This window comes from Oceanobacillus luteolus, from assembly GCF_042678205.1.
In the GTDB taxonomy this organism is placed as follows: Bacteria; Bacillota; Bacilli; order Bacillales; family Amphibacillaceae; genus Oceanobacillus; species Oceanobacillus luteolus.
This window is the reverse complement of record NZ_JBHUDE010000138.1, coordinates 1-18,824: the sequence shown is the minus strand read 5'-3', so window position 1 is coordinate 18,824 and position 18,824 is coordinate 1. Positions and strand designations below refer to the sequence as shown.

The following is an 18,824-nucleotide window of genomic DNA, read 5'->3' as shown; positions in this document are numbered from 1 at the left end:
GGTGCAGAAGGGAAACCCATTCAGTGGGCCTTTTAGGCCGAGGCCGGTAATAGAGGCTTTCAGCCGCAGAGCAAACCACCAGTTCACACTGGTGGTTTTGATTTCGCAAAACTTCTATTAGAGTTTACTTTTCGTTTAATGTTATAGAATCAAGCTGCTTTTCAATGATGCGAAAATGGTGTGCTTCGTGAATGGCCAGAAGCTGAACGGCTTGAATCAGATTGGGATGATGAGCTACCGGATCAGGAAAAATAATATGTCCAGCCGTCTCTTCATTTATCTCTGCCACCATTGTTTCTATCTTCCATGTTTCCTTATAGATTAGTTGGTTCAACCCTTTAAAATTCCATTGACGTGATATGTTTTTTGGTGGATCTAAAATAAATGGAGCCTTCATGCCCCTATTCTTCTTCTCCTTATATTCTTTATATATATCATGTATTTCCGTTTCAAATGGTTTATGCTTTTTTATTTGAGCAAATAGAATGGTAGATGGTATCAGAAACTTTGCTGCGATACGTAACATTTTAGTTATCAAATATAAATGGTACAGCGTTTCTCCGATTGACCATTTGTCTGCTTGAGGCCTCTTCCATAACTCATCTTGTGACAAGTTTTTGATTCTAGGAAAAATCATATTACGCTGCTGCTCAAGTGTTTTAAAATGTCGGCCAAGGCTGTGTGATCTCATATTACCCTCCTGATTTTGAATAAAGTAATGTTTCGCAAACGTATTATTATTTAACTAATCTGATTTTATCATAATTTCTCTCCCCTTGAAGGAGAAGCAACTATTTTGTTGAATATATGAAATAGTAGATTAGTGAATTTCGAATGAGGAAGTGAGCATGTGAAATTACAGGAGAAAGTCGAAGAGATATTAAGAGCAAGAGATGCAACCTTTGGTATCTCAATAAAAAATTTGCAAACGAATGAAGAAGTGAATATCAATGAAGATCAATTATTTCAAATGGCAAGTGTATTTAAAATACCTATCTTGCTTACTTTATTTGATCAAGTGTATGCAGGAAAGATCGATTTGACAAAACGGATCAAAATTACGAAGAAAGATTATGTCCCTGGTTCCGGGGTCATTCAAGAAATGGATCCGGGAATTGAGGTTACAGTCAAAGATTTGGCTACCCTGATGATTATAGTGAGCGATAACTTGGCAACAGATAAGATTTATCATATGATCGGCCCAGAAGCAATTGAGAAAAAGATGCGGGAAATCGGTCTAGACAACATTAAAATTAAGCATTCTTGTTGGGAACTTTTATCGTTAACGGTCGGGATGGAGCCAAAAGCATATACTGATGAAAGGTTTGCTGAGTTGCATAAGCGGTTGTATTCGGATGAAAAGTTTGGAGATGATTATGTGCTGCGGGTCGATAAGGAAAATAACCTATGCACCCCGAAAGAAATGACTTCTTTATTGGAAATGATCGCCAATGGTGAATTTGTTTCTGAAGAATGCTCTGAACGTATATTAGATATTATGTTCCGACAGCAATTAACCCAACGAATTCCGGGGCGTCTACCATTTGGCGTTAAAGTCGCAAATAAGACAGGAACAATCAATTCTGCAGTAAATGACGCCGGTATCGTTTATTTGCCGGATAATAAGGGAGCATTTGTGATCAGTGTTTTCTCGCAAGGTAATGAGGAAGTGTATAGCGGAGCTGAAACGATAGCCCAAATATCCAAAGCAGCTTTTGATTATTTTTTAAGGGTATGAATGAGTTAGTAAAGAGGGGAAACAATGAAACAAAATAAGTACGATAACGAACTATTCTTTTCTGAGTATAAAAAAATGTCGAGATCAGTTGATGGACTTGAAGGTGCCGGAGAGTGGCCGATTTTTAAAGAATTGCTCCCGGATTTCAATCATAAAACTGTTCTTGACCTAGGGTGTGGATTCGGATGGCATTGCAGATATGCACGCGAACAACATGCAACTCAGGTCATTGGTGTAGATCTATCTGAAAAAATGCTGAAAACAGCCCGTAATTATACTAATGATCCATTGATTAAGTATCTTAGGATGCCGATAGAGGATATTCATTTTAAAGAAGAACAATTTGATGTAGTGATTAGTTCATTGGCTTTTCACTATATAAAAGATTTTCGAAACATCTGTGATAAAGTTTACCAATATTTGAAGCCTGGAGGTTCTTTTATTTTCTCTGTTGAACATCCTATTTTTACTGCACGCGCAGAACAAGATTGGTATTACGATGAAGAAGGAGTTCGTTTACATTGGCCGGTTGATCATTACCAATCAGAGGGAATGAGGGAGACTCTTTTTTTAACGGAAAATGTAGTCAAGTATCATCGGACATTATCCAGTTGTATGAATGATGTCATTCAAGCTGGCTTTAATATAAAGGCAGTAAAGGAATCGCTGGCAACGGAGGAAATGCTGCAAGATAGCCCGGAAATGAAGGACGAAAACCGGAGGCCGATGTTTCTGATAATGTCTGCTGAGAAGGTTAATGGAGAGTAAAATTGAACATCAAATAAAGGAGTCGTGCTATGACTGATTCAGGAAGAAAAATTCAAGAGGTTGACCAGTATATTGCTGAATTGCCAGAAGATATACAGGCAATTACAGAATCATTAAGGGAGATGATCCTAAATACCTCATCAGAACTTAAAGAAGAATACAAGTGGTCCATGCCAAATTATTCGTATAAGGGCTTAGTTTGCTATCTGCAGGCTAGTAAAAAGCATGTGAATCTTGGTTTTCAAAAAGGTAACGAGCTGGAGGCAATAGTTGATCGTGATATACTGCAAGGAACCGGTAAAACGATGAGGCATGTGAGAATAAAATCATTGGATGAGATTAATCCGGAATTATTCACCGTCCTTATACAAGCTGCAATACAATTGAATGAATAGAAGTAAAGAGTGGTTATGTTGGTAACCACTCTTTTATTTTTTAAGTTCTCAGTGTGATTTTTAATAGGGAAATAAGGAAGAATAAAGGATGGGCGGAAGCAAGTGTAAGGGTCAATTTATTACATTTGGTAATAAAAGGGGTTTGACTAGACACCAATTGGTGTCGTATAATGATATGGCACCAAATGGTGTCATAATCTCTGCAAAGGGGTGGAAGTGTTGAGTAAAACCGAACAAAAACGGGATGTTTTCTTCGCAATTGCAGATCCATCTAGGCGGAAACTAATCCGAATACTTGCTGATGCGGATGAGCTCCCCCTTCACGAAATAACTGCAAAGTTTGAGATGGGACGGACTGCTGTTTCTAAACACTTGACGATCCTTAAAGAAGCCGATTTAGTGAGGAATCGAAAAATCGGCAGGGAAACAAGGTATCAGTTAAATCCAGGTCCACTGGAGGAAGTCAAAGACTGGTTAGCATATTATGAGAAGTTCTGGATTGAAAGAGCTGCAATCTTAAAAAATATATTGGAGGATTAAATTATGGCAGATATATCATTAGATTTTCAATTTCAAAGTCCTATTCAAAAGGTTTGGGATGCATTAACAAAATCAGACACGCTTGCAAAATGGGTGATGGAAAATAATTTTAAACCTGAGGTAGGTTATAAATGCCAATTCTGGAATAAGGAAATTGACCTCGTAGTAGAAAGTGAAGTATTGGTGGTGGAAGAGCCGAATAAATTATCTTACACATGGATCGGTGGGCCAATAGATACCGTTGTCACCTGGACTTTAAAACAGGAAGGTGAAACTACATATGTACACCTTGACCATGCCGGATTCGATAAAGAAGATTATGCGTATAAAGGAGCAAAAAGTGGTTGGGCTTACAAGGTTGAAGTGCTTAAAAAAGCTCTTGAGGAAATGTAATTTATAAGCATTAGGAGGTTAATGGATGGGTTTTTTTAAAGATGCAATAGCGGTATTTAAAAAAAGAGATATTCAGTTTATGGAGAGTTATCAAGAAACAGAGGACGTATATACATTTAAGTTTAGAAAACCAACTGATTTAACTTGGGATGCGGGACAGCATGGTTTATTTCAAATTACGCATAAGAAGATAAAAAATGGTACACGCCCATTTACTATAGCATCAGCGCCTGCAGAGAACTTCATTCAGATAACGACGAGAGTTACTGAGCAGCCAAGTGACTTCAAAAAATCACTGCTGGAATTAGAGGATGGTATGACAATTAGGATGAGCGGGCCTGTGGGCTCCTTTTATTTAGATGAAAGCAGCCCAACACTCTTCATTGCTGGTGGAGTTGGTGTTACACCGTATCGATCGATATTAAAGCAGATTGAAGCAGAGGGTAGCTCAAATTCAAAGCAAATAAAATTACTTTACATGGATAGTGGTGGAATATACCTATTTAAAGATGAACTTGATAAAATGGCTGAGAATTATCCAATAGATGTTACATATCTTGATTCTAAGGATGGATTACATCGGGGGATAAGTGAGTTTATAAATGAAAATCAGGACAATGGAAGATACTTCATCGCAGGTCCGAAGTCTATGGTCGACGCTGTTTCTAGTCATTTATAAGAAGAGAATATCCCTAAAAGAAATATAAAGAAGGATGCCTTCTTTGGTTATTAGCAGTTTTTTCAGGGAGTATATAAGAAATTGGTCATTTAGAATTGAACTCTAGATGGCCTTTTTAAATCTTATCGAACCTTTTAATCCGTTCCATTGTATAAGTTAGTAAAAGAACGAAAAGGAGCTTGATTAGTAATGGGGATTGGCTGGATTATCGGTATCATAGTGGGAGCAGTTCTGGGAACAATTTTTGCAATTGCAATTGGGACCATGAACAAGAAAGTTGTCCGCAATAAACTGGGGAATATAGACTTTAGTAAATCAGACATATATTTCCGTTGGACGAGGTGGGATTATGTGATAATAGTCGCCGCAGTTTATACCTTTTTATGCATAACTGGTCTATTACTGTTTCTGATCCGAGGTGATAACTTTGAAAGTCCATGGATTCAATTTTTCATCCAGCAAACCTTTTTGTTTTCTTTACTCACATTCGTTTGGTTTATAACAAGGATTGCATATATTTTTAAAGGAATAAAAGAGCGGTGGTCCGATGAGTTCGAATAAAGAAGTTATTCCCATCGCTGAGAATAAAGATGCTTATTCATTAGAAGTACTTTTTGTGACCTATAAAACCCCTATTTATCACTTTGTGTATAGATACTGCCAAGATGAACAGCTCAGTTTAGATATTGTTCAGGATACGTTTATCCGTTTCTCGAAATATCAGAACAGCTTTGATGGAGAAAAATCCAATATTAAAACTTATTTATTTCGGATGGCTTATCAGCTTATGATTAACCGATTGAAAAGACGTGATCGTCTGCATAAATTACTGCCCTTTTTGTATATTCAAAACCAAAAACAGATTGTTTCATCTGAGGATAGAATTTCTATACAAGAAGCAATCCAGCAACTTCCTACTGATCAGCGGGCAGTAATCATTTTAACTTACTATCATGATTTATCGCAAAAAGATATTTCATTGATACTGGAAATCCCTGTAGGAACTGTCAAATCACGTCTACATGCTGCATTAAAGAAACTGAGAAAGTTATTGGAGGTTGACGAATGAGTAAAAAGGATATTCCCAAAGAGCTTAATGATAGATTGGCAGAATTCAAAGTGGAAGTACCGGAAATTCCATTAAAAAGAAGTAAGATGGAACGATTTGCAAATTGGATTTATGCTCCGGCAAAGGATCCACTAGAAGCGCTCGGTATAAAGGAGAATTCGCTTCCGAAGCTAATCGGGTACCCGTTTGTTATCTTATTAATTTTGTTTGCGATGCCGATACTTTTCATTTGAATTAAGATTAATTCGCAGAAAAGTGTTGAATAATTACCTAGATTGTAGTATATTTACAAAGTGCGTAGATAACATGCGCCTCTCTAAACTTTTTTAGAGAGGCGCATGTTATCTGTTGCAATTATAGCTTTAAGCGAGAAATAAGAGGTGACTTCTATGAATAAAAAGAAAAAATTTCCTTTAGCATATCAGATTCTTGTTGGACTAGTCCTCGGGATTATCGTTGGGGCTATTTTTTATGGTAATCCTGCAGTAGAAACATATCTGCAGCCACTTGGTACCATTTTTATAAATATGATTAAAATGATTGTTGTTCCAATCATTGTTTCTACATTGATCGTTGGGGTTGCCGGCGCTGGTGATTTAAAACAATTAGGGAAACTTGGCGCTAAAACGATGATTTACTTCCAAGTTGTTTCTTTAGTAGCTATCGTAGTCGGTCTATCTGCCGCGAACATTTTCCAGCCTGGTGCTGGCATTGATATGTCTACCTTATCGAAAACGGACATCAATGATTATGTGCAAACAACGGAAGATGTACAAAATGAAGGTGTTATGGACGTTATTGTAGGTATCGTTCCAAGTAATATCATCCAGTCGATGGCCGAAGGGGATATGCTTCCGATTATTTTCTTCTCGGTACTATTCGGATTAGGTGTTGCAGCTATCGGTGAAAAAGGAAAGCCAGTTCTGGCGTTTTTCCAAGGAACTGCCGATGCAATGTTTTGGGTGACTAATTTTATTATGAAGTTCGCTCCGTTTGGGGTATTTGGTTTAATCGGTGTATCTGTATCTAAGTTTGGTTTGGAGTCATTGATTCCGCTTGGTAAATTAATGATCCTTGTATATGCAGCAATGATCTTCTTTGTTGTCGTCGTACTCGGAGGGATTGCTAAAATTGTAGGATCCAGTATGTTTAACATCATTAGAGTATTGAAAGATGAATTGATCTTAGCGTATTCTACTTCAAGCTCTGAAACTGTGCTTCCGAAACTGATGGAAAAATTAGAGAAAACGGGAAGCCCTAGAGATATTGTCTCGTTTGTTATTCCAACAGGTTACTCATTTAATCTTGATGGTTCTACACTATACCAAGCGATTGCTGCTATTTTCATTGCGCAATTGTATGGGATTGATTTGAGCATCATGGAGCAAGTTACATTAGTCTTAGTATTGATGATCACTTCCAATGGTATTGCCGGTGTACCTGGTGTTTCCTTCGTTGTTCTATTGGCTACACTTGGAACAGTCGGTATTCCGCTTGAAGGTTTAGCCTTTATTGCTGGTGTTGATAGACTTCTCGATATGGGACGAACAGTTGTAAATGTACTTGGAAATGCACTGGCTGCCGTAGTTATGTCAAAAACAAGTGGCAGGTTTGATATAGAGAAACGTGACCGTTATCTTGCAGAACTTAAAAAAGTAGCAGTATAACACAAGGTTGGTTTTTCGTTCTACAAAAAGTATAGTAATTACTATAGAAGAACAGCAAAAAACACCGTTCGTGATTCGAACGGTGTTATATTTTTTAATTTAACAAGATACATAGTGTCATATATCAAGAATGATTTTCGAGCTTCTGAAATTCTGCATTTAGTTGCTGTATTTGATTCTTCACTTTTCTTGCAGCGGCATCCAGTGTAAAGCCTTCTTTTAACAATTCATTAATTAAAATAATCTTTTTTATATTTATATAATCAAATCTCCTGGTGGTTCCTTCTCCATCATGATCAGAAGTAATGATTCCTTTTTCTTCCCAATAACGGATTTTCCTAGTTGGTACTCCAGTGATTTCAGATACTTCCCCAATAGCTACAATTAGTTTTTTTAAAAAAGAAACGTCCACAAAAGAATCCGCTTCTTGATTGTTTTCCATGCTTTTCCCTCCAGTAATGCTATGTCACTATCTTACAATAATAATAGAATATTTACAAATATTAAATGACGATTTTTGACTACGTTTGCTGATTAATTACAATTCCGGTATAAAAAGTACATAAGAGGAGAGACAATCCTTATATTTATGGGTTAGTAAACGAAATAATGAAGAAAGTTTTGTTAAAATACTATATCTCTATTAAATCCAAATAATTCTAATTGATAAAATTATCTTGTAATTATTACTAATATTAGTTACAATATTTACAATTAAATAATAAATGGTTGGAAGTGCGTGGTTCTGTATTTTACAATCTTTGGAATACCTCCAAATAACGACATTTAGCAAATCAATTTACTATTAAAGGAGAAAAGACATGAAGCTATATTTATCAGTCGATATGGAAGGAATATCGGGTTTACCTGACCAAACATTTGTTAGCGCTTCCATGGGAAACTATGAACGAGCGCGAAAAATAATGACACAGGAGGCGAATTATGTTATTGAGGCTGCCTTTAACAACGGATGCAGTGACGTACTGGTTAATGATAGCCACTCAAAAATGAATAACCTTTTAATTGATGAGCTTCACCCAGACGCACAACTCATATCAGGTGGAGTTAAAAAGTATTCGATGGTTCATGGAATTGATGAAGGATATGCTGGTGCAATGTTTATTGGCTATCATTCCAGAGCTGGAATGCCTGGTGTGATGTCCCACTCCATGATACATATGATCCGTAATATTTATGTAGATGACTTGCTCGTTGGAGAGATTGGCATGAATGCTCTGGTTTCGGGTTACCATGGAGTGCCAGTTCTTTTAGTCTCCGGGGATGACGAAACGGCGAAAGAAGCGAAGGCTCTTATTCCAAATGTAACTACTGCTGTCGTTAAGGAGGCGGTCTCCAGATCAACAACAAAAAGTTTAACTCCTAAGAAAGCTGGTGAGCTATTACAGAAGAAAGTTAAACAGGCACTTGAAAACAGACAACATGTAAAGCCGTTGGTACCACCTGAAAATCCAACGTTAAAAGTGGAGTTTGTAAATTTTGGCGCAGCAGAGCTTGCGCACATGATGCCTGGGACAAAAATTATTCCGGGAACAACCATTGTCGAGTTTAAAGCAAAAGACATGCTGGAGGCATACCGGGCGTTTCTCGTAATGATTGAGCTTGCCCACGGCACTCAATATGCATAATTCAAGATACATAAGCAACTCGCATGCATAAGTGAAATCAATACAGGAGTTGGAATCTATGCTCAAATACATATTAAAAAAACTATTGATCATGTTATTCACCCTTTGGATCATCATTACGTTGACTTTTGTGTTGATGGTATCGGTACCTGGATCTCCGTTTAATAGTGAAAGCAGCTCGAATGAAATCGTACAGCAAAATCTGGAAAAGCATTATAACCTAGATAAACCGATGCATATTCAGTACCTGCTTTATTTAAAATCAGTGGTTACCTTTGACTTTGGTCCGTCGATTAAACAACCAAATCAAACGGTGAATGATTTACTTGGAAGAGGCTTTCCGATTTCAGCGGAACTTGGAATCGTCACAATTATCGTTGCCCTAATATCAGGCATCACTTTAGGTATCCTGGCGGCACTCAGGCATAATCGGATCATTGATTATGCTGCGATGGCAATTGCTGTACTTGGTATTTCAATACCGAACTTTATTCTGGCAACATTATTAATTCAACAACTGGCAGTAAACTGGGGAATTTTCCCGGTAGCGACTTGGAAAAGTTGGAGTCATATGGTATTGCCGGTACTTGCTCTAGCAACTGGTCCAATGGCGATTATCGCAAGGCTCACCCGTTCTACCATGTTGGAAGTGTTGACACAGGATTACATTAAAATGGCACGGGCGAAAGGACTGGCCCCTTGGAAGATTATTGTGAAACATGCACTCCGGAACGCTCTCATGCCAGTTGTCACCATCATGGGGACATTATTTGTCGGAATCATGACAGGATCCTTTGTTATTGAACAAATCTTTGCCATCCCTGGGATGGGGAAATATTTCGTGGAAAGTATCAACCATAGGGACTTCCCGGTGATTATGGGAACAACTGTCTTTTATAGTTCTTTTCTGATCATCATGCTTTTCTTGGTTGACATTGCTTATGGAATATTGGATCCACGTATTAAAGTGAACAACAAGGAGGGGGATTAATATGGAAATCAAACAAGTTCCCCCACAGGTAACGAAAGAAAATATACCGGATGAATGGTTTACACCGCGGGAAAAAAATAAAAATGAACAAGAACGCTTAGCGAGACCATCTCTTTCTTATTGGAAGGACGCTTGGCGAAGATTAAGCAAGAATTACTTGGCAATGTCCGGCTTAGTGTTCATCGTGATTTTAATTTTTATGGCGATTTTTGGCCCGATTCTTTCACCTTATGAAGCAAGTACTGGAGTATTATCCATGCAGTATCAGCCGCCTTCTGCTGAACATTGGTTTGGTACCGATAATGCAGGCCGTGATGTGTTCACCAGAACGTGGGAAGGTGCTAGAATATCTCTATTTGTCGGTTTTATGGCAGCATTAATTGATGTCACGATAGGTATTATTTGGGGTGGAATTTCCGGGTACAAAGGCGGCCGTACAGATAACGTCATGATGCGTATCATTGAGATATTGTACGGTATTCCTTATTTATTAGTAGTCATTTTATTACTTGTTGTTTTAGGCCCAAGCTTAATGACCATCATTATTGCTTTAACCGTGACGGGTTGGGTCGGTATGGCGAGGATCGTTCGTGGGCAAGTCATGCAAATCAAGAACTATGAATATATTCTTGCATCGAAAGCGTTTGGGACGAAGACTTCACGAATTATTCGTAGAGGGCTGCTTCCGAATTCGATGGGCCCAATCATTGTGCAAATGACTTTAACGGTACCATCCGCCATCTTTGCTGAAGCATTCCTTAGTTTTATCGGACTCGGAATCTCTTCACCGAATGCAAGTTGGGGAGTTATGGCAAATGATTCATTAGGTGCCATTCTTTCAGGGAATTGGTGGACATTATTCTTTCCAGCGTTTTTCATTTCACTGACGATGTTTGCTTTTAACGTATTGGGTGACGGATTACAGGATGCTTTAGATCCGAAATTACGAAAGTAGGTGATGGGATGGAGAAAATACTTGAAGTAACTGATCTGCACGTCACCTTCGCAACTTATGGCGGGACTGTCCAAGCAGTAAGGGGTGTAGACTTTCATCTTAATAAAGGAGAGACTTTAGCCATTGTAGGGGAATCGGGATGCGGAAAAAGTGTAACAGTGAATGCAATTATGCGATTGATTCCCAATCCGCCCGGTAGAATCACAAATGGAAAAATTCTTTTCAAAGGTCAGGACCTGACAAAATTGAAAGAGAAGAAAATGCGATCTATTCGGGGTGTAGATATATCGATGATTTTCCAAGACCCTATGACGGCGCTTAACCCGACATTAACAATTGGAAATCAATTGATGGAAGGGTTGAAACAACATCATGATGTAACAGATAAGGAAGCGAAACGGCGTGCCTTAGAAATGCTGGATTTAGTTGGAATACCTAATCCTGAAGAACGTTTGAAACAGTATCCTCACCAGTTTAGTGGGGGGATGAGGCAACGGATTGTAATAGCAATCGCGCTCATTTGTGAACCAGAATTACTCATCGCTGATGAGCCGACAACAGCGCTTGATGTAACCATCCAGGCGCAGATTCTAGAATTGTTCGAGAGGATTCAAGAAGTGACAGGTGTATCCATCATATTGATTACCCATGACTTAGGTGTAGTTGCAAAAATCGCCGATCGGGTCGCTGTCATGTATGCAGGTAAGATTATAGAGACCGGGATGAAACGGGAGATTTTTTACCGCCCGCAACATCCATATACGAAAGGTTTGCTTGAATCTGTGCCCCGATTGGATACAAAAGGAAAGTTGCAGCCAATCGAGGGGACGCCACCTGATTTATTCTCACCTCCAACTGGTTGTCCATTTACAGCTAGATGTCCTTTCGCTATGGAGGTGTGTGATAAAGTATACCCGGAATCTACTGCAATGAGTGATTCCCACACGGTGAATTGCTGGCTGCAGGATGAACGGGCAAAAAAAGTATTGGCCACGATGGCCACAAATTAAAGACAAGGGGGATTTGAATGAAAAAGCTTCTCTATTTACTATTGGCAGGTTGTATCGTCTTTTTTCTAGCGGCATGTACTGCTTCAGAGGATGCAGGTGAAGACACGGGAACAGAGAATGAAGTGGAAGCTGAAGAAGGGGAAACTGACAGTACTGAAAGCGAGTCAGCGACTGATGGAAAAGTACTTCGAATCAATAATGGAACTGAGCCGACATCCTTAGACCCATCCATCGGCTTTGATGCTGTATCTTGGGACCCACTAAACAACTTGATGGAAGGGTTGACCCGTTTAGATACGGAACATCAAGCAGGCCCTGGAGCGGCTGAAAGCTGGGATGTTTCAGAGGATGGTTTAACGTATACGTTCCATCTAAGAGAAGATGCGAATTGGTCTAATGGAGATCCGGTTGTAGCGGCAGATTTTGAGCATGCATGGAAATATATGCTTGATCCTGAAACTGCTTCTCCTGCTGCATTTTTAGCCTATTTCATTGAAGGGGCAGAGGCTTATAACAGTGGAGAAGGTTCCGTTGACGATGTTAAAGTTACAGCAGTCGATGAAAAAACTTTAGAAGTTGTCTTAGAAGCACCGACTGGTTTCTTCCTTGATCTATTAACCAACCCGGCATTCTTCCCTATCAACCATAAAGTTGCCGAAGAGAATCCAGATTGGCATGCTGAAGCAAATACATTCGTAGGAAATGGTCCGTTTAAGTTGGATTCTTGGAACCATGACGAAGAAATGGTATTAGTGAAAAACGAACATTATTGGGATGCTGATGCAGTGAAACTGGATCAAGTCCATATTGCGATGATCAATGACTCGAACACGCAGTATCAAATGTTTGAAGCAGGAGAACTTGATACAGCAAGCATTCCAGCAGAATTATCAGATCAGTTGATAGATGGAGACAATGTGTTTATTGGTCCTTATGGAGGATTGGAGTTCTTCCGTTTCAATATCGAGATGGAACCGTTCCAAAATAAGAAAATCCGTCAGGCGTTCTCGCACGCCATCAACCGTGATGATATTGCAGAGTTTGTTGTTAAAAACGGGGTAGAGCCGGCATATGGATTTATTAACCCAGGTTATACAAGCCCTACTGGAGAAGATTTCCGTGAGGCTAATGGCGATCTTGTTTCCTTTGATCCAGAAAAAGCAAAACAGTTACTCGAGGAAGGGATGGCAGAAGAAGGCTATGATGAGCTGCCACCAATCACTCTGACATACAATACAAGCGATACGAATAAAGCAGTTGCTGAAGCAATTCACGGTATGTTTAAAGAGCATTTGGATGTAGAAGTCAAACTTGAGAATCTGGAATGGAATGTTTTTGCAGAAGCACAGCAAGCGCTTGAATTACAATTTTCTCGCAGCTCTTTCATCAACGACTACAATGATCCTGTGAACTTCCTTGAGAGCTTCGTTACAGATTCCTATATGAACCGTACCGGCTTCTCAAGTCCTGAATATGATGAACTGATATCTAAAGGGAAGACAGAAGTTGACGAGGAAAAACGTTGGGAGTATCTGTATGAAGCAGAAAAAATGCTTGCAGATGAAATGATCGCAACACCATTACGTTACTACAATACGGTTGTCCTTGAAGCAGAAGGTGTCGAAGGGATTCTTCGTCATCCAGTTGGATACTTTGATTTGAAATATGCGGATAAGAATTAAACCGGTTTGAGTACTGTTGAATGATTCTTGGAGGAATGGCTCATCGGATAAGATGGGCCATTCCGTATATACATAGAAGGAAGGTTCTACATATGTTATTGCCAAAAGCGTTGGAGCGAGGGGATACGATTGGTATCATTGCCCCTGCTAGTCCCCCAGATCGGAAACGACTTGAAGCTGCTATTTCTTTTTTCACTGACCTTGGTCTAAAGGTGAAGCTTGGGAAGAATATTAATAAAGTATATGGTTATTTGGCTGGAAACGATGATGAACGGTTGGACGACTTTCATCAAATGGTGGCAGATGACGGAATTAAAGCGATTGTCTTTGCTTGCGGTGGCTATGGAACTGCAAGAATCGCTTCCAGGTTAGATTATGAATTGATTAAGCAACATTCTAAAATCATCTGGGGATATAGTGATATAACATATTTACATACAGCTATCCGACAAAAAACTGGGCTTGTTACTTTCCATGGGCCGATGCTCAGTTCTGATATTGCTGATTCGGATTTTGATCCACTGTCAGCTGCATCTTTTCAACAATTATTTAAACCTACAATACTACAATACAATGAAACAATCTCCAACTTAGAAGTTCTGGTTGAAGGAAAAGCAACAGGGGAGCTAGTTGGTGGAAATCTGACATTACTTATCAGCACATTAGGTACAGAATTTGAAATACAAACGAAGGGAAAGGTACTTCTTTTGGAAGATATAGACGAACAGCCTTATAGGATTGATTCGATGTTGAATCAGTTGACTCTCACCGGCAAGCTGGAAGAAGCCGCTGGGGTGATCATCGGCCCATTTACCAATGCCGAACCAAAAAAGAAACCATCTCTCAGTCTAGAAATAATTTTGCGGCATTATTTGGAGAACTTATCTATTCCTGTTTTGAGCGGATTCAAGATTGGTCATTGTAATCCACATTTTGGTGTCCCTCTTGGTGTTGAAGCCACAATAGATTCTCAAGCCAAAACTTTATCCATTATGCCGGGGGTTAATTGAGGGTTTTTGAAAGGAGAGGTATATTTGTTCAAACATTCATTTCCATTGCCAGAAACATTTCACGTATCTAGTGTCCAGGTTGCAACAATCTGGACAGAACCGGAATCCCCGAGACTGATCGATGAATTGGCTACGGGAAATCCTACGGACATAAAACGGTGGCTGGAAGAGTTATCAAAGGAAGAAAAATTGGCATTAATCAGCGAAGACCGTATTCAGACTCAAATTCTATATGGAGAAGCAGTAGTCGTTACAGAGGTGAGAGGGGATTGGGCACAAGTTTATGTTCCGAGCCAGCCTTCTAGAAAAGATAAAAGAGGATATCCAGGATGGGTCCCTTTATCCCAGTTAAAACAAGTAAGCCGGAAGACGTGGTTCCAGCCAGAGATGGCGGCAGTTAAGCTGGAATCGGTATGGTTGGAGAACGAAGCAGGAGAAAAACTCATCCATCTCAGTTATATGACTTGCTTACCGGTACAAAATGTGGGAGCTGATCGAGTGGAGGTAGCCACGCCACAGGGGAAAGGTTATTTGCCAAAAGAAGCGGTTGAGTTATTCCTGACAGAGGATGGCGGGGAGAGAAAACCCGGGCAAAGCATTATCGATTCGGCTGCGAAGTTTATCGGTCTCGAATATCTTTGGGGAGGGATGAGCGCCTTCGGGTATGACTGTTCTGGATTTACTTACGGAATGCATAAAGCTAATGGTTATCAGATTAGTAGAGATGCATCCGATCAGGCGGAGGGTGGAAAAGATGTTTCGCTCGATGAATTAATGCCAGGTGACTTGCTGTTTTTTGCTAAAGGAAAGGCAAGGATTCACCATGTTGGAATTTATTATGGAGACGGAAAAATGCTCCATGCACCTTCTACGGGCAAGGGAATTGAGATTGTGAGTCTGGCAGGAACCAAACATGAACAACAGTTATGCAGCGCAAGACGATATTGGGATGTGGGAGAGAAGTGAGAATGACAGAAGAAAAAATACTAGAAATCAATCACTTGAAGAAGCATTTTGATCTGGGTAAGAATCAACTATTAAAAGCAGTTGATGGAGTAACCTTTCATATTCGTAGAGGAGAAACCTTTGGACTCGTCGGTGAATCAGGTTGTGGTAAATCCACCATTGGACGCACCATTATTGGACTCTATAATAAAACGGAGGGTGATGTTTGGTTCAATGGGCGTAATGTTCATGAACTAAGTGAGAAGGAACTATTTAAGCTTCGTCGGGAAATGCAAATGATTTTTCAAGATCCCTATGCTTCACTAAATCCAAGGTCCACTGTTCGTGAAATCATATCAGAGCCGATGGAAGTTCATCAGCTCTATAAAAACAAGAAAGAACAAGATGAACGTGTATATGAATTGCTGGAAGAGGTTGGTCTGAATCGGGATCATGCCAACCGTTATCCTCATGAATTTAGTGGTGGTCAGCGTCAACGAATTGGGATTGCGAGGGCTTTAGCGTTGGGCCCGGATTTCATCATTGCAGATGAACCGATTTCTGCACTAGATGTTTCGGTTCAGGCGCAAGTCGTCAATTTATTGAAACAGTTGCAAGAAGAAAAAGGACTTACTTTTCTTTTTATCGCTCATGATTTATCGATGGTAAAGCAAATCTCAGATCGTATCGGAGTCATGTACCTTGGTAACATGGTGGAGTTGACGGAAAGCGAGATGTTGTATGAAAAACCGCTTCACCCGTATACTCAAGCATTACTTTCGGCAATTCCAATACCTGATCCGGATATTGAGGAAAAACGGGAACGGATCATTTTAGAAGGAGATCTTCCAAGTCCGATAAATCCACCGAGCGGTTGTGTATTTCGAACCCGTTGTCCATTTGCAATGGAAGTATGCAGCAAGGAGAAGCCCGAGTGGCAAGAGGTGGAAAATAACCATTTCGTCGCTTGTCATCTTTATAATAAAAATGTGAAGAACACCTTAGACAAGGACCCGGTTGTAAACATCAGGTAATTGATGAGAACAATTATGATGTACTTTTCCTACTGACATAATTCTTTGCAACAGCAGTATTTCTTATCATAATAAAAGTTAACCCTGTTTATAGGCAGGGTTTTTTACTTGATGTGCACTTGAATTTATATTCCTGTAAAATAGGAGGCACTTATGACTAAAAATATTTATATTGTGCGGCATGCTGAAGCAGAAGGACAGGATCCTCAAGCAAAACTAACCGAAAGAGGTTTAAAGCAAGCAGGTATATTAGCTGATTTTCTCTCAAATGTAAAGGTTGAGCGCATCATTTCCAGTCCTTACGTCCGAGCAATTGAAACGATGAGACCCTTTGCTGAGAGAAATAATTTAAATATTGAATTGGACGACCGATTAACGGAACGAGTCCTTAGCACCCAATATTTCTCTGACTGGATGGATAAACTAGAAGCGACATTCTTTGATATGGATTTGAAGTATAAAGGCGGAGAGTCCAGCCATGAGGCGCAAAGCCGGATTGTCGAGGTTTTCAAAGAGGTGTTGGAGAGCGATTACACAAATACATTGATTGTTGCTCATGGTGGCATCATTTCGTTATTATTAAATTACTGTGATGGAGAGTTTGGTTTTGAGAATTGGAAACAATTGAGCAATCCAGATGTGTTTTTAATAACTGGTTTAAATGATTCATATCAATATAAACGGTTATGGAATGATTAACTTTTTATAGGAAAAGCTAATGACGATTTTTCATGTATTTAACGGGCTGTAATACTCACCATCTCTAAACATGCCGTAAGTCAAAATCCGAAGGTGGAGGACAAACAGCCCATTTTCTGATTATGTTTAACTAACATTTAGTGGGTGGGGGAGGGAAGCTTCACTAAATGACTTTATTTTAAAGGAGAAATATAAATGGATGTTTTCGCTGAATTTATTGCAGGAATCGGTGACTTAGCAAACCGTGAAAGAACAGAAGAAGTATTAAACTGGGTACAGACTAACTATCCCAACTTAGAAAAAGAAGTAAAATGGAATCAACCGATGTATACAGATCACGGTACATATATTATTGGCTTTAGTGTATCAAAAAAACATTTAGCTGTGGCACCTGAAAGTGTGGGAATTACCCATGTTGAAGAGGACATTAAAAGGGCCGGTTATGATTATACGAAAGAAATTATCCGAATTCCTTGGGATAAACCGGTTGATTATGAATTACTAGCGAAGATGATTGAATTTAATATTTGGGATAAGAAAAATACTAAAACCTTTTGGCGGTAGAAGTGACTGGGGGAGGAGATTAGTGGGACAGCTTGTTCAAATTGAAAATATCAGTAAAGTATACCAACAAGTGGAAGTTTTAAACCGAATTTCACTAACCATTGACAAACAACAAATCATTGCCTTTTTAGGTGGTAATGGTGTAGGGAAAAGCACATTGCTGCGCATCATAGCAGGGATAGAAAGACCAACTTCTGGGAAATTCACTTATCGGGATAAAAAGATGAGCATCGGGTACGTTCCCGAGAGATTTCCTAAAGATATCCGCTTTACACCTGGTGAGTACTTGACATATATAGGAGAAATCAGCGGGTTGCCTGAAAGAGAGAGGCGCGAGACGATAGATGGTCTTATGCGGCGTTTTAAATTAAATGAGTACAATCATGAACGGGTGATGAATTTATCAAAAGGTAACATCCAAAAAGTTGGTATCATTCAAGGAGTCATGCGAAAACCAGATCTATTAATCTTGGATGAACCAATTTCTGGTCTTGATGCCGATTCACAGCAAGAGCTGGTGAAGTTAATGCAAGAGTTAAAAGAGGAGGGTACTACTATTCTTTTAACTTATCATGAAGCTGATTTATTTGAGAAGGTAGTTGATGTCGCATTTGATTTAACCGGTGGACGGCTTTCAAAAAAGGTTGCAGATGAAAAAGAAACATTGAAAAAAATAGAACTGGAACGAATCGATGAACAAGTTGTAATGATGTGGGAAGAAGTACGGAAATTGGAAAAGAAGAATGATAGCTTAGTGCTGCATGTCCATGCAAAAGACAGTGATACGGTACTTTATCGGATACTTAAGTTGAATGGTAGTGTCAGAAGTGTACATTACTACAAGGTACAGCAAAGTGAAGAGAAAATTGATTGAATGATAAGGAGAGGGTTTGATGAAGAGTCTAATCAAATACAGCTTGCATGACTATATTCGGGGGAGTGTAAAATAAACTGTGTAAGTGAGAGAGCGTACGGCTCTTGCTTCGCAGTTTATTTTTTTATTGTTAGAATAAACATATAAGATTGGGAGGTTATTCTA

General features: G+C 39.3%; 23 protein-coding genes. 21 read left to right on the top strand and 2 right to left on the bottom strand.

What is annotated here, in order from left to right:
• Positions 1–124: 124 nt before the first annotated feature.
• Positions 125–691, bottom strand: a complete 567-nt coding sequence (locus ACFSBH_RS14850) for a DinB family protein (protein ID WP_379598339.1) — start codon at positions 689–691, stop codon at positions 125–127.
• 159 nt (positions 692–850) lie between these two features.
• Between ACFSBH_RS14850 and ACFSBH_RS14845 the strand changes: the two genes are divergently transcribed.
• The 10 genes from ACFSBH_RS14845 to ACFSBH_RS14800 all read left to right on the top strand — a co-directional run bounded on the left by ACFSBH_RS14845 (position 851) and on the right by ACFSBH_RS14800 (position 7,249).
• Positions 851–1,738 (top strand): serine hydrolase, encoded by an 888-nt coding sequence (locus ACFSBH_RS14845; protein ID WP_379598337.1) that lies wholly within the window; start codon positions 851–853, stop codon positions 1,736–1,738.
• Between the two features lie 24 nt (positions 1,739–1,762).
• On the top strand, positions 1,763–2,506 hold the full coding sequence (locus ACFSBH_RS14840) for a class I SAM-dependent methyltransferase (protein ID WP_379598335.1): 744 nt from the start codon (positions 1,763–1,765) through the stop codon (positions 2,504–2,506).
• A 29-nt stretch (positions 2,507–2,535) separates the two neighbouring features.
• On the top strand, positions 2,536–2,901 hold the full coding sequence (locus tag ACFSBH_RS14835) for a DUF1801 domain-containing protein (protein WP_379598333.1): 366 nt from the start codon (positions 2,536–2,538) through the stop codon (positions 2,899–2,901).
• 219 nt (positions 2,902–3,120) lie between these two features.
• Entirely contained in the window at positions 3,121–3,441 is a 321-nt protein-coding gene (locus ACFSBH_RS14830) for an ArsR/SmtB family transcription factor (RefSeq protein ID WP_251516961.1), read from the top strand.
• Between the two features lie 3 nt (positions 3,442–3,444).
• On the top strand, positions 3,445–3,834 hold the full coding sequence (locus tag ACFSBH_RS14825; protein WP_379598331.1) for an SRPBCC family protein: 390 nt from the start codon (positions 3,445–3,447) through the stop codon (positions 3,832–3,834).
• Between the two features lie 25 nt (positions 3,835–3,859).
• Positions 3,860–4,513 carry an FAD-dependent oxidoreductase gene (locus ACFSBH_RS14820; RefSeq protein ID WP_379598329.1) on the top strand — a complete coding sequence of 218 codons (654 nt, stop codon included), beginning with the start codon at positions 3,860–3,862 and terminating at the stop codon, positions 4,511–4,513.
• A 189-nt stretch (positions 4,514–4,702) separates the two neighbouring features.
• Positions 4,703–5,074: a hypothetical protein gene (locus ACFSBH_RS14815; protein WP_251516955.1), complete on the top strand. Its 372-nt coding sequence runs from the start codon at positions 4,703–4,705 to the stop codon at positions 5,072–5,074.
• A complete protein-coding gene (locus ACFSBH_RS14810) occupies positions 5,061–5,582 on the top strand; it encodes an RNA polymerase sigma factor (protein WP_251516953.1) in 522 nt (173 codons plus the stop codon). Before ACFSBH_RS14815 ends, ACFSBH_RS14810 begins: the two co-directional genes overlap by 14 nt.
• Complete coding sequence (locus ACFSBH_RS14805) at positions 5,579–5,815, top strand: hypothetical protein (protein WP_251516951.1); 237 nt, start codon at positions 5,579–5,581, stop codon at positions 5,813–5,815. The genes ACFSBH_RS14810 and ACFSBH_RS14805 overlap by 4 nt, the downstream gene beginning before the upstream one ends.
• Positions 5,816–5,971: 156 nt before the next feature.
• Entirely contained in the window at positions 5,972–7,249 is a 1,278-nt protein-coding gene (locus ACFSBH_RS14800) for a cation:dicarboxylate symporter family transporter (protein WP_251516949.1), read from the top strand.
• 124 nt (positions 7,250–7,373) lie between these two features.
• Here the strand turns inward: ACFSBH_RS14800 and ACFSBH_RS14795 are convergent, their stop codons facing one another.
• Positions 7,374–7,691 carry a MerR family transcriptional regulator gene (locus tag ACFSBH_RS14795; RefSeq protein WP_251516945.1) on the bottom strand — a complete coding sequence of 106 codons (318 nt, stop codon included), beginning with the start codon at positions 7,689–7,691 and terminating at the stop codon, positions 7,374–7,376.
• A 379-nt stretch (positions 7,692–8,070) separates the two neighbouring features.
• Between ACFSBH_RS14795 and ACFSBH_RS14790 the strand changes: the two genes are divergently transcribed.
• From ACFSBH_RS14790 to ACFSBH_RS14740, 11 genes are all read left to right on the top strand, one after another.
• Positions 8,071–8,895, top strand: a complete 825-nt coding sequence (locus ACFSBH_RS14790; protein ID WP_251516943.1) for a M55 family metallopeptidase — start codon at positions 8,071–8,073, stop codon at positions 8,893–8,895.
• 58 nt (positions 8,896–8,953) lie between these two features.
• Positions 8,954–9,886, top strand: a complete 933-nt coding sequence (locus ACFSBH_RS14785; RefSeq protein ID WP_379598325.1) for an ABC transporter permease — start codon at positions 8,954–8,956, stop codon at positions 9,884–9,886.
• Position 9,887: 1 nt separating this feature from the next.
• Positions 9,888–10,841, top strand: coding sequence for an ABC transporter permease (locus tag ACFSBH_RS14780; protein ID WP_251516939.1), 954 nt, complete (start codon positions 9,888–9,890; stop codon positions 10,839–10,841).
• An 8-nt stretch (positions 10,842–10,849) separates the two neighbouring features.
• Positions 10,850–11,851 (top strand): ABC transporter ATP-binding protein, encoded by a 1,002-nt coding sequence (locus ACFSBH_RS14775; RefSeq protein ID WP_251516936.1) that lies wholly within the window; start codon positions 10,850–10,852, stop codon positions 11,849–11,851.
• 17 nt (positions 11,852–11,868) lie between these two features.
• On the top strand, positions 11,869–13,533 hold the full coding sequence (locus ACFSBH_RS14770) for a peptide ABC transporter substrate-binding protein (RefSeq protein ID WP_251516933.1): 1,665 nt from the start codon (positions 11,869–11,871) through the stop codon (positions 13,531–13,533).
• 92 nt (positions 13,534–13,625) lie between these two features.
• On the top strand, positions 13,626–14,543 hold the full coding sequence (locus ACFSBH_RS14765; RefSeq protein WP_251516930.1) for a S66 peptidase family protein: 918 nt from the start codon (positions 13,626–13,628) through the stop codon (positions 14,541–14,543).
• 24 nt (positions 14,544–14,567) lie between these two features.
• Complete coding sequence (locus ACFSBH_RS14760; protein WP_251516927.1) at positions 14,568–15,509, top strand: C40 family peptidase; 942 nt, start codon at positions 14,568–14,570, stop codon at positions 15,507–15,509.
• A 2-nt stretch (positions 15,510–15,511) separates the two neighbouring features.
• Positions 15,512–16,522, top strand: a complete 1,011-nt coding sequence (locus tag ACFSBH_RS14755; RefSeq protein ID WP_251516924.1) for an ABC transporter ATP-binding protein — start codon at positions 15,512–15,514, stop codon at positions 16,520–16,522.
• A gap of 153 nt (positions 16,523–16,675) precedes the next feature.
• Positions 16,676–17,221: a histidine phosphatase family protein gene (locus ACFSBH_RS14750; protein WP_379598321.1), complete on the top strand. Its 546-nt coding sequence runs from the start codon at positions 16,676–16,678 to the stop codon at positions 17,219–17,221.
• Between the two features lie 195 nt (positions 17,222–17,416).
• Entirely contained in the window at positions 17,417–17,785 is a 369-nt protein-coding gene (locus ACFSBH_RS14745; RefSeq protein WP_251516918.1) for an iron chaperone, read from the top strand.
• A gap of 22 nt (positions 17,786–17,807) precedes the next feature.
• Positions 17,808–18,659 carry an ABC transporter ATP-binding protein gene (locus ACFSBH_RS14740; protein ID WP_251516915.1) on the top strand — a complete coding sequence of 284 codons (852 nt, stop codon included), beginning with the start codon at positions 17,808–17,810 and terminating at the stop codon, positions 18,657–18,659.
• The last annotated feature ends 165 nt before the right edge of the window (positions 18,660–18,824 follow it).

Bases quoted from the DNA above. Each gene is read 5' to 3' on its own strand.
- ACFSBH_RS14850 (WP_379598339.1), bottom strand. From the start codon at position 691: ATGAGATCACACAGCCTTGGCCGACATTTTAAAACACTTGAGCAGCAG.
- ACFSBH_RS14840 (WP_379598335.1), top strand. From the start codon at position 1,763: ATGAAACAAAATAAGTACGATAACGAACTATTCTTTTCTGAGTATAAA.
- ACFSBH_RS14835 (WP_379598333.1), top strand. From the start codon at position 2,536: ATGACTGATTCAGGAAGAAAAATTCAAGAGGTTGACCAGTATATTGCT.
- ACFSBH_RS14825 (WP_379598331.1), top strand. From the start codon at position 3,445: ATGGCAGATATATCATTAGATTTTCAATTTCAAAGTCCTATTCAAAAG.
- ACFSBH_RS14820 (WP_379598329.1), top strand. From the start codon at position 3,860: ATGGGTTTTTTTAAAGATGCAATAGCGGTATTTAAAAAAAGAGATATT.
- ACFSBH_RS14815 (WP_251516955.1), top strand. From the start codon at position 4,703: ATGGGGATTGGCTGGATTATCGGTATCATAGTGGGAGCAGTTCTGGGA.
- ACFSBH_RS14810 (WP_251516953.1), top strand. From the start codon at position 5,061: ATGAGTTCGAATAAAGAAGTTATTCCCATCGCTGAGAATAAAGATGCT.
- ACFSBH_RS14805 (WP_251516951.1), top strand. From the start codon at position 5,579: ATGAGTAAAAAGGATATTCCCAAAGAGCTTAATGATAGATTGGCAGAA.
- ACFSBH_RS14800 (WP_251516949.1), top strand. From the start codon at position 5,972: ATGAATAAAAAGAAAAAATTTCCTTTAGCATATCAGATTCTTGTTGGA.
- ACFSBH_RS14795 (WP_251516945.1), bottom strand. From the start codon at position 7,691: ATGGAAAACAATCAAGAAGCGGATTCTTTTGTGGACGTTTCTTTTTTA.
- ACFSBH_RS14790 (WP_251516943.1), top strand. From the start codon at position 8,071: ATGAAGCTATATTTATCAGTCGATATGGAAGGAATATCGGGTTTACCT.
- ACFSBH_RS14785 (WP_379598325.1), top strand. From the start codon at position 8,954: ATGCTCAAATACATATTAAAAAAACTATTGATCATGTTATTCACCCTT.
- ACFSBH_RS14780 (WP_251516939.1), top strand. From the start codon at position 9,888: ATGGAAATCAAACAAGTTCCCCCACAGGTAACGAAAGAAAATATACCG.
- ACFSBH_RS14775 (WP_251516936.1), top strand. From the start codon at position 10,850: ATGGAGAAAATACTTGAAGTAACTGATCTGCACGTCACCTTCGCAACT.
- ACFSBH_RS14770 (WP_251516933.1), top strand. From the start codon at position 11,869: ATGAAAAAGCTTCTCTATTTACTATTGGCAGGTTGTATCGTCTTTTTT.
- ACFSBH_RS14765 (WP_251516930.1), top strand. From the start codon at position 13,626: ATGTTATTGCCAAAAGCGTTGGAGCGAGGGGATACGATTGGTATCATT.
- ACFSBH_RS14755 (WP_251516924.1), top strand. From the start codon at position 15,512: ATGACAGAAGAAAAAATACTAGAAATCAATCACTTGAAGAAGCATTTT.
- ACFSBH_RS14750 (WP_379598321.1), top strand. From the start codon at position 16,676: ATGACTAAAAATATTTATATTGTGCGGCATGCTGAAGCAGAAGGACAG.
- ACFSBH_RS14745 (WP_251516918.1), top strand. From the start codon at position 17,417: ATGGATGTTTTCGCTGAATTTATTGCAGGAATCGGTGACTTAGCAAAC.